General features: G+C 69.2%; 6 protein-coding genes. All 6 read left to right on the top strand.

From position 1 onward, the window contains the following. A partial coding sequence (locus ABD151_RS17540) for a molybdopterin dinucleotide binding domain-containing protein (protein WP_343996095.1) occupies positions 1-1,663 on the top strand: 1,663 nt, incomplete at its 5' end. Next, complete coding sequence (narH, locus tag ABD151_RS17545) at positions 1,663-3,354, top strand: nitrate reductase subunit beta (RefSeq protein WP_343996096.1); 1,692 nt, start codon at positions 1,663-1,665, stop codon at positions 3,352-3,354. The genes ABD151_RS17540 and narH, both read left to right, overlap by 1 nt. A gap of 3 nt (positions 3,355-3,357) precedes the next feature. Then, positions 3,358-4,026, top strand: a complete 669-nt coding sequence (gene narJ / locus ABD151_RS17550; protein ID WP_343996097.1) for a nitrate reductase molybdenum cofactor assembly chaperone — start codon at positions 3,358-3,360, stop codon at positions 4,024-4,026. After that, entirely contained in the window at positions 4,023-4,763 is a 741-nt protein-coding gene (gene narI / locus ABD151_RS17555) for a respiratory nitrate reductase subunit gamma (RefSeq protein WP_343996098.1), read from the top strand. The genes narJ and narI overlap by 4 nt, the downstream gene beginning before the upstream one ends. 2 nt (positions 4,764-4,765) lie before the next feature. Further along, positions 4,766-6,022 carry an MFS transporter gene (locus tag ABD151_RS17560; RefSeq protein ID WP_343996099.1) on the top strand — a complete coding sequence of 419 codons (1,257 nt, stop codon included), beginning with the start codon at positions 4,766-4,768 and terminating at the stop codon, positions 6,020-6,022. Positions 6,023-6,142: 120 nt separating this feature from the next. Then, a partial coding sequence (locus ABD151_RS17565) for an SHOCT domain-containing protein (RefSeq protein WP_343996101.1) occupies positions 6,143-6,526 on the top strand: 384 nt, incomplete at its 3' end.

Consider the following 6,526-nt stretch of genomic DNA (forward strand, 5'->3'; position numbering starts at 1 on the left):
CGGCTCGTACGTGGCCGAGCGCCTGCACGACGGATCGCTCCAGCCCGCCATCGCCGACGTCGACGCCCCGGAGAACTGGCCCCGGACCCTGATGCTCTGGCGCTCCAACCTGATGGGCTCCTCCGCGAAGGGCAACGAGTACTTCCTCAAGCATCTGCTCGGCACGCACTCCAACGTGATGGGCACCGAGAACCCCAACGCGCCACGGCCGAGCGAGGTGCGCTGGCATGACGAGGCACCCGAGGGGAAGCTCGACCTGCTGGTCTCCGCCGACTTCCGGATGACCTCCACCACCCTGCTCTCCGACGTCGTCCTCCCGGCCGCCACCTGGTACGAGAAGCACGACCTGTCCTCCACCGACATGCACCCGTTCGTGCACGCGTTCACCCCCGCCATCGACCCGCCATGGCAGGCGAAGACCGACTTCGAGCTCTTCCACCAGCTCGCCCAGCGCTTCTCCGCGATGGCGGCGACCCACCTGGGGGTGCGTCGCGACCTGGTCAGCGTCCCGATGCAGCACGACACGCCAGGCCAGACCGCGCAGCCCGCTGGCCGGGTGACTGACTGGAAGGGCTCGGGCAAGCCGGGAGTCCCTGGCCGCAACGCTCCGGCCTTCTCCGTCGTCGAGCGCGACTACACCGCGATCGCCGACAAGCTGGCCACCATCGGCCCGCTCGCAGACTCGGCGGGCTTCACGGTCAAGAACGTCACCTACCGCCTGGAGGAGCAGGTGCAGTGGCTCGCTGCCCGCAACGGCGTGATGCTCGGCGGCGCCGGTGACGGCCGCCCCGCGATCGACACCGACGCCAAGCTGGCCGAGGCGATCCTGGCATTCTCCGGAACCACCAACGGTGAGCTCGCGGTGCAGGGGTTCCGCACCCTGGAGAAGCGGGTGGGTCGTCCCCTCGCCGACCTCGCCGAGGGGTCGGCAGAGAAGCGGATCACCTTCGCCGACACCCAGCGCGCTCCCGTTCCGGTGATCACCTCGCCGGAGTGGTCGGGCTCCGAGACCGGCGGACGACGCTACGCCCCCTTCACGGTCAACATCGAGCGGCTGAAGCCCTTCCACACGCTCACCGGGCGGATGCACTTCTACCTCGACCACGACTGGATGTCCGATCTCGGGGAGGGGTTGCCGACCTATCGGCCGCCGCTCGACATGCACCGGCTCTTCGGAGAGCCACGGGTCGGTCCGGACGGCGGGGCGCAGGTCACGGTGCGCTACCTGACCCCGCACTCCAAGTGGTCCATCCACTCCGAGTACCAGGACAACCTGCTCATGCTCTCGCTCTCCCGCGGAGGACCCACGGTCTGGATGAGCCCCGCGGACGCCGAGGCGATCGCGGTCAGCGACAACGACTGGGTCGAGTGCGTGAACGCCAACGGCGTGCTGGTCGCGAGGGCCGTGGTGAGCCACCGGATGCCGGCCGGGGTGGTCTACGTCCACCATGCCCAGGAGCGCACGATCGACGTGCCGAAGTCGGAGGCCACCGGTCGGCGCGGCGGCATCCACAACTCGGTGACCCGGCTGCTGGTGAAGCCCTCGCACCTGATCGGTGGCTACGGCCAGCTGAGCTACGCCTTCAACTATCTCGGGCCCACCGGCAACCAACGCGACATGGTCGCCACCGTGCGCCGTCGTTCGCAGGAGGTGCAGTACTGATGACCGCTCCGACCCGGATCATGGCGCAGGTCGCGATGGTGATGAACCTCGACAAGTGCATCGGCTGCCACACCTGCTCGGTGACCTGCAAGCAGGCCTGGACCAACCGGGCCGGCACCGAGTACGTCTGGTTCAACAATGTGGAGACCAAGCCGGGCCAGGGCTACCCGCGGCGCTACGAGGACCAGGAGCGTTGGCGTGGAGGCTGGGAGCTGAACCGACGGGGACGACTGCGGCTGAAGTCCGGAGGACGACTCCGCAAGCTGGCCGGCATCTTCGCCAGCCCTGTGCAACCCGAGCTCGCCGACTACTACGAGCCGTGGACCTACGACTACCGCACCCTGGTCGACGCCCCGCTGGGCGACGACTTCCCGGTCGCCCGACCCAAGTCGCTGATCACCGGCAAGGACACCAAGGTCACCTGGTCGGCCAACTGGGACGACAACCTCGGTGGCGCGACCCAGCACGGCCATCTCGACCCGATCGTGGAGAAGGTCCGGAGCGAGGCCGAGGACAAGATCCGCTTCGAGCTCGAGAAGACCTTCATGTTCTACCTGCCGAGGATCTGCGAGCACTGTCTGAACCCCTCCTGCATGGCGTCGTGCCCCTCAGGTGCGATCTACAAGCGCTCCGAGGACGGCATCGTCCTGGTCGACCAGGACCGCTGCCGCGGCTGGCGCCAGTGCATCACCGGCTGCCCGTACAAGAAGATCTACTTCAACCACAAGTCCGGCAAGGCCGAGAAGTGCACGTTCTGCTACCCGCGCGTCGAGGTCGGGCTGCCCACCGTCTGCGCCGAGACCTGCGTGGGCCGCCTGCGCTACATCGGTGTGATCCTCTACGACGCGGACGCGGTGACCGCGGCCGCCGCGACCCCGGACGACCGGCAGCTGCACCAGGCCCAGCTGGACCTGATGCTCGATCCGAACGACCCTCAGGTGATCGCCGCCGCCCAGCGAGCCGGCATCCCCGATGACTGGATGGTGGCCGCCCGGCGCTCACCGGTCTATGCACTCGCCAAGACCTACGGTGTCGCCCTGCCGCTGCATCCGGAGTACCGGACGATGCCGATGGTCTGGTACGTGCCGCCGCTCTCACCGGTGGTGGATCTGCTGGCTGAGCAGGGCCACGACGCGGAGGACACCGGCACTCTCTTCGGTGCGATCGACGCGCTGCGGATCCCTGTCGAGTACCTGGCCGAGCTGTTCACGGCGGGAGAGACCAGCACCGTGACCGCCGTGCTCCGCAAGCTGGCCGCGATGCGCTCCTACATGCGCGGGGTCACCCTGGGCCGGGAGCCGGACGCCTCCATCCCGCAGAGCGTGGGGATGAGTGAGGAGGCGCTGTACGAGATGTACCGGTTGATGGCGTTGGCCAAGTACGAGGACCGCTACGTGATCCCCGCGGCTCACGTCGAGGACGCCCACCGCCTGGAGGAGATCGGCTGCTCGCTCGACTTCGACGCGGGGCCGGGCATGTACGAGTCGGGGCCGTTCGGCGAGGCCAGCGGCGCTCCCACCCCGGTCGCGGTGGAGACCTTCACCGCCTTGCGCCAGCGCCAGACGGCGGATGCGGCGGCCTCCACCGATGAGCTGCGGGGCCGGGTCAACCTGTTGAACTGGGACGGCAACGGGAGCCCACCGGGCCTGTTCCCGCAACGCCGCGACATCCGCCCCGGCCGGGAGGATTGAGCCGTGGTGCGCCTGCGAGCCGGACGCGTCCGTGCCGAGCGCCGTCGTCACGAGCAGCGGGTGCTGCACCAGGTGGTGGCGTGGTGCCTCGCCTATCCCGACGAGCAGCTGCTCGCCCAGCTTCCGGTCCTCGGCGCCGCACTAGGCGAGCTCGAGGCCGACGACCACGGGCTCGCCGAGCTGATCGACCTGCTCGCCGCGCGCCCTCTCGCGGAGTCGCAACGGGTCTACGTCGAGCTCTTCGACCTCGATCGCAAGCACGCGTTGCACCTCTCCTACTGGACCGACGGCGACACGCGGCGGCGCGGTGAGGCGCTGACCCGGTTCAAGGAGGCCTACCGAGCCTCCGGCCATCTCGTGCAGACGCAGGGAGAGCTGCCCGACCACCTGTGCCTGGTGCTGGAGTTCGCGGCGCTGGTCGACCCGGAGGCCGGCTGTGCGCTGCTGCAGCAGTACCGGGCCAGCCTCGAGCTCCTCCGGCTGGCGCTCCTGGACGCCGGCACGCCCTACGCGGCAGCCCTCGCCGCCGTCTGCTCGACCTTGCCCGGCCCCTCGCCTGCGGATCGGGCAGCGGCAATGGCGCTGGCCGGTCCGCCACCCACCGAGTCGGTGGGCCTGGAGCCCTTCGATCCCCGACTGCTGCCGATGGCCGACCCGGAGGTGACCCGATGAGCACAGTGCTGTGGGGCGTACTGCCCTACCTGAGCCTGGCGATCCTGGTGGGCGGCACGATCTGGCGCTACCGCTATGACAAGTTCGGCTGGACGACTCGCTCCTCGCAGCTCTATGAGTCGAGGCTGCTGCGGATCGGGTCGCCGATGTTCCACGTCGGGATCCTGGTGGTCTTCATCGGGCATGTCGGCGGGTTGGTGATCCCGGAGTCGTGGACCGAGGCGGTCGGCGTGACCGAGGCGATCTACCACTTCAACGCGCTGCTCTTCGGCGGCATCGCGGGCGTGCTCACCCTCGGCGGCCTGTTGATCCTGGTCTACCGGCGGCGCACCACCGGCCCGGTCTTCATGGCCACCACCCGCAACGACAAGCTGATGTACGTCCTGCTGGTCTCCACGATCGCGTTGGGGCTGTGGACCACCCTGGTCGCAGTGGGTGCCGGTCATGAGGCGCACAACTATCGGGAGACGGTCTCGCCCTGGTTCCGGTCGCTCTTCACGCTGCGCCCGGACGTCGACGCGATGGCTGCGGCGCCGGTGCAGTTCCACCTGCACGTGTTGATCGCGTTGACCCTCTTCGCGGTCTGGCCCTTCACCCGGCTGGTGCATGCCTTCACCGCACCCGTCCACTATCTCTTCCGTCCCTACATCGTCTATCGAAGCCGCGATCGCCGCCGGGGCACCCGTCCCACCCCCTCGGGGTGGAGCCCCGTCGGCACGACCGACAGGGTGCGCTGATCATGACCGGGACACCTACCCCGACCACCGGAGCCCAGCCGGCCGCAAGCCTGCGGGGCGCCGGGCTCAACCTGTCGCTGGCGACGCTCGCCTTCGCCGTCAGCTTCTGGGCGTGGAACCTGATCGCCCCTCTCGGGGTCCGCTATGCCGCCGACCTCGACCTCAGCAACGGCGAGAAGTCCTTGCTGGTGGCGATCCCGGTGCTGGTGGGCTCGCTGGGGCGCATCCTCGCCGGCGCGCTGACCGATCGCTTCGGCGGTCGGGTGATGTTCCCCGTGCTGCTGGTGGTCTCGGCGCCGTTCGTCGTCCTGGTCGCCGTCGCCGGACGCAACGACTCGTACCCGCTGCTGCTCGTCTTCGGGTTCTTCCTCGGCATCGCCGGGACCACTTTCGCGGTGGGCATCCCGTTCGTGAACGCCTGGTACGAGGCGAACCGCCGCGGCTTCGCCACCGGCGTCTTCGGCGCCGGGATGGGCGGTACGGCGCTCTCAGCCTTCTTCACCCCGCGCTTCGTCGACTGGTTCGGCTACCTGGCCACCCACCTGATCGTCGCGGTGGGGCTGCTCGCCACCGCCGCCCTCTGCTGGGTGGTCATGCGCGACTCGCCACGCTGGAGTGCCAACCACGACCCGGTCGCTCCCAAGTTTCTCGGCGCGCTGCGGTTGCCCGTCACCTGGAAGATGTCCTTCCTCTATGCGGTGGCCTTCGGTGGCTTCGTCGCCTTCTCCACCTATCTCCCCACCTACCTCAAGGATGTCTACGAGTTCGACCTGACGGGCGCCGGCACCCGGACGGCGGGCTTCGCGCTGGCCGCCGTCCTCGCCCGGCCGCTGGGCGGGGTGCTCGCCGACCGGATCGGGCCCCGCAACGTGGTCGCCTCATCGTTGGCCGGAACCGCGGTGATGGCCGTGGTCGTGGCCTTCGAGCCGCCGATCGAGGTGCCGGCGGGTGCCGCGTTCATCGCCCTCGCGTTCTTCCTCGGTCTCGGCACCGGCGGGGTCTTCGCCTGGGTCGCCGCTCTCGCACCCCCGGAGCGGGTCGGCTCCGTGAGCGGCCTGGTCGGTGCCGCCGGCGGATTGGGCGGCTTCTTCCCGCCGCTGGTGATGGGTGCCACCTACGAGGTCGCGCTGGAGGGCTACGGGCTCGGCCTGGGGCTGCTGGCCGTCGTGTCCGTCGGCGCGCTGCTCTTCGCCTGGGTCGGCGTCCGGCCTACATCCGGCGGGCCAGGAGCGTCGAATTCCTCCCGCCCCGGGTCCTAAGTCCCTTCCGGTGACGGCAGGAAGTCCCTACCGTGACTCCTAGCGGGTGTCCGTCCGCAGCGCGCGACGACAGCTACCGCGCTGTGGACGGTGCCCGATCCTTACGAGAGAGGAAGCTCCGTGCCTGACTACTGGTCTTCAATCTGGGACACCATCTGGTGGGCCCTCACCATCTTCGTCTTCATCGCCTACCTGATCGCGTTGTTCTCGATCATCAGCGACCTGTTCCGTGACCGTGAGCTCGGCGGCGTCGCCAAGGCGATCTGGCTGGTCTGCCTCGTCTTCCTGCCCTTCTTGACGGCCCTGGCCTACCTGATCTTCCGGGGCTCCGGGATGGCGGAGCGCACCGTCCGTCAGCAGCGTGCGGCGCAGAGCGCCTTCGACGAGTACGTGCGCACCGTGTCGGGTGGCCCGGCCTCCGAGATCTCCTCGGCCAAGGAGCTGCTCGACCAGGGTGCGATCAGCCAGGCCGAGTTCGACCAGATCAAGCAGGCCGTGCTGGGC

Origin of the sequence: Nocardioides dubius (genome assembly GCF_039528155.1) — a bacterium.
Lineage (GTDB): Bacteria > Actinomycetota > Actinomycetes > Propionibacteriales > Nocardioidaceae > Nocardioides > Nocardioides dubius.

Bases quoted from the DNA above. Each gene is read 5' to 3' on its own strand.
- narH (WP_343996096.1), top strand. From the start codon at position 1,663: ATGACCGCTCCGACCCGGATCATGGCGCAGGTCGCGATGGTGATGAAC.
- narI (WP_343996098.1), top strand. From the start codon at position 4,023: ATGAGCACAGTGCTGTGGGGCGTACTGCCCTACCTGAGCCTGGCGATC.
- ABD151_RS17560 (WP_343996099.1), top strand. From the start codon at position 4,766: ATGACCGGGACACCTACCCCGACCACCGGAGCCCAGCCGGCCGCAAGC.